We start from the raw sequence: 2962 nt of genomic DNA, 5'->3' as shown, positions 1-2962 counted from the left end.
CGTAGCTCAGTCGGCAGAGCGCCTGGTTGTGGTCCAGGAGGTCGCGGGTTCAACCCCCGTCGCTCACCCCATGAAGTTCTTCACGCAGGGCCCGGATCGGCACGGAAGTGCCCGTCCGGGCCCTGCGGCTTTTCTCAGTGCGCAGGCCCCGTTCCCTCGTGACGACGAAGCCCCCTCCCCCGCACGGAGAATCCGTGGGGAGAGGGGGCTGCGTGGGTCCCGGTTCTGAGACCCAGTTCGTGGGACCCGGTCAGAACCGGAACGGAATGGGCACGGGCCCGCAGCAGCACACGCCGCTCCCACCGGTGGACCCGAGCAGCAGCGCCGCCCGGTAGCAGGCCGCGAAGCGGATCATGGTGGGCACCATGCCCCGGAGCAGACCCTGCTGGGCGATGATGCCTCGTACAGCGGCGGAGCAGGACTGTCCGCCCCGGGCCACCAGGTGTGCGCACGTGTAGCCCTTGCGCGGCGAGAGGTGGCGCTGGTAGAGGCGGATGAGGTGGTCCGCTCCGCGGCGGGGGGCCGTGCCCACCCAGTGCTGCGCGGCAGTCACGAGCAGTGCCCCGTGGTTCCGAGGAACGGGATTCGGGCCTGGGCCGTCACGGCTTGAGCACCACCTTGATGCAGCCGTCCTTCTTCTCCTGGAACGTCTTGTACGCCTCAGGGGCGTCCTCCAGGGACACGTGGTGGGTGGCCAGGGACTCCAGACCCAGCACGTCCTCCGGCTGGCTGGCGATCTCCAGCAGCTCGTTCGTCCAGTGGCGCACGTGGCACTGGCCCATGCGCATGGTGATGCCCTTGTCGAACATCTCCATCATGGGCATGGGATCCGCCATCCCGCCGTACACGCCGGACAGGGACACCGTTCCCGCGCGGCGCACGCTGTGGATCGCCGTGTGCAGGGCGTCCAGGCGGTCGATGCCGGCGGTCTCGATGGCCTTGCGGCCCAGCGGCTTGGGCAGCCGGGCGGCACCGGCGATAACCTTCTCGGCGATGGGGTTGCCATGGGCCTCCATGCCCACCGCGTCCAGGACACCGTCCGGGCCGCGGCCCTCGGTCATCTCACGGAGGGTCTCGGAGACGTCGTCCACCTCGCGCAGGTCCACGGTCTCCACGCCCCAGTTCTTGGCGAGCGCCAGCCGCTCGTCCACGAGGTCCACGGCGATCACGCGCTTGACGCCCTGCAGCTTCGCGGAGCGGACTGCCAGCTGGCCCACCGGCCCCAGCCCCAGCACGGCCAGGGTGTCCTCCTCCCCCACGTTCGCGTACTTCACGCCCTGCCACGCGGTGGGCAGGATGTCGCTGAGGTAGAGGAAGCGCTCGTCGTCGAAGTCCTGCGGCAGCTTCACGGGGCCGAAGTCCGCGTGCGGCACGCGCACCATCTCGGCCTGACCGCCCGGAACGGAACCGTAGAGGGAGGAGAAGCCGAACAGTGCGGCGCCGGTGCCCATCTCGCGGATCTGGGTGGTCTCGCACGCCGCGTAGAGACCGCGGTCGCACATCCAGCAGTGACCGCACGCGATCACGAAGGGGACCACCACACGGTCACCGGGCTGCAGGGAGGAGACCCCGGAGCCCACCTCCTCCACGATGCCCATGAACTCGTGGCCCAGGACGTAGTCCTTCTGCAGGTAGGGGGCCAGCACGCCGTAGAGGTGCAGGTCCGAGCCGCAGATGGCGGTGGAGGTCACCCGCACGATGGCGTCGGTGGGGTCCTGCAGGACGGGGTCGGGAACGTTCTCGACTCGGACGTCGCCGAGTCCTTGCCATGTCAGTGCACGCATGGCCCCAGTCAAGCACGAACGGCCGCGGAGGGCACCACCCCTCGGGGGGATCGTCCCCGCAGCGGGCCGGGGTAGCGTGCAGGCATGACTGATTCGCACCCCGTGGCCCTCGTGGCCGGCGCCTCCCGCGGGCTCGGCCTGCTGGTGGCCCAGGACCTGCTCACCCGCGGCCACGACGTGGCCATCTGCGCGCGCGACGCCGCCGAGCTCGCCCGCGCCCGCTCCCTGCTCTCCCGCCACGGCACCGTGCGCGACTACGTGTGCGACGTCGGCGACGCCCAGGCAGTGACCGCGCTGGTTCAGGACGTGGAGCGGGACCTCGGCCCCGTGGACGTGCTCGTGTGCGTGGCGGGGATCATCCAGGTGGGCTCCGTGGAGGGCGTCACCGTGGAGCAGTTCCGGGACGCCGTGGACACCATGACCATGGGCCCGGTGCACACCGCGCTGGCGGTGCTGCCGGGAATGCGGAAGCGCGGCCACGGGCGCATCGGGGTCGTCGCCTCCGTGGGTGGGCTCGTGTCCGTGCCGCACCTGCTCCCGTACAGCACCGCCAAGTTCGGAGCGGTGGGCTTCGCGGAGGGCCTGGCGGCGTCGCTGTCCGGGACCGGTGTCACCGCCACGAGCGTGGATCCCGGACTCATGCGCACGGGCTCCCACGGGCAGGCGTACTTCACCGGGGACGCGGAGAAGGAGTACGCATGGTTCGCGCCCTCAGCGTCCCTGCCCGTGCTGTCGATGGACGCCGGGCGTGCGGCGCACCGCATCGTGGACGGCGTGCTGGCGGGCCGTCCTGTGGTGCTGCTGGGGTGGCTGCCCACCGTGGCCCAGCGCGTCCGCGGACTGGCCCCCGGTCTCACCGTGCGGGCCCTGGGCATGGTCAACCGCGTGCTGCCCTCGGCATCCCCCCAGCAGACCGGGCAGGTTCCCGGCAGAACGGTGCGCCAGCGGCTGAACTCGCGCGTGGTGGACACCCTGACCACGCTCGGGGACCGGGCGGCGAGGCGCACCAACGAGAACTGAGCCACCGCCCCTCCGAGGACCCGTGCGGTGTCCCGAGGGGCCGGGCGCAGAAAGGTGCGGGCGGGGCGGATGTTACCTGCCGCCCCCACACCCAGCGCCGTCGAGCCGCCCCCCCTACGAAGACAGGGGTGCCCCCCGGCACGCCGCGGACCCGGCCC

At 71.6% G+C, this 2962-nt stretch carries 3 protein-coding genes and 1 tRNA gene; 2 read left to right on the top strand and 2 right to left on the bottom strand.

Annotated elements, in window-relative coordinates; translation table 11 throughout:
* Positions 1 to 66: transfer RNA gene (locus tag Q4A22_RS11805), tRNA-His, on the top strand.
* Positions 67 to 250: 184 nt separating this feature from the next.
* Here Q4A22_RS11805 and yidD read toward each other — a convergent pair.
* Together yidD and Q4A22_RS11795 are read right to left on the bottom strand one after the other, a co-directional pair.
* Complete coding sequence (yidD, locus tag Q4A22_RS11800) at positions 251 to 553, bottom strand: membrane protein insertion efficiency factor YidD (RefSeq protein ID WP_303179717.1); 303 nt, start codon at positions 551 to 553, stop codon at positions 251 to 253.
* Positions 554 to 599: 46 nt separating this feature from the next.
* Complete coding sequence (locus tag Q4A22_RS11795; protein WP_303179716.1) at positions 600 to 1784, bottom strand: zinc-dependent alcohol dehydrogenase; 1185 nt, start codon at positions 1782 to 1784, stop codon at positions 600 to 602.
* 84 nt (positions 1785 to 1868) lie between these two features.
* On the opposite strand from Q4A22_RS11795, the gene Q4A22_RS11790 reads away from it, so the two are divergent.
* On the top strand, positions 1869 to 2804 hold the full coding sequence (locus Q4A22_RS11790) for an SDR family oxidoreductase (RefSeq protein ID WP_303179715.1): 936 nt from the start codon (positions 1869 to 1871) through the stop codon (positions 2802 to 2804).
* Positions 2805 to 2962 lie beyond the last annotated feature (158 nt).

Source organism: Kocuria sp., from assembly GCF_030530945.1.
Classification (GTDB): Bacteria; Actinomycetota; Actinomycetes; order Actinomycetales; family Micrococcaceae; genus Kocuria.
The sequence above is the reverse complement of the archived record's forward strand: the minus strand, read 5'-3'. Positions and strand labels throughout refer to the sequence as shown.

Coding starts and splice junctions, on each gene's coding strand:
- Q4A22_RS11795 (WP_303179716.1), bottom strand. CDS start 1,784: ATGCGTGCACTGACATGGCAAGGACTCGGCGACGTCCGAGTCGAGAAC.
- Q4A22_RS11790 (WP_303179715.1), top strand. CDS start 1,869: ATGACTGATTCGCACCCCGTGGCCCTCGTGGCCGGCGCCTCCCGCGGG.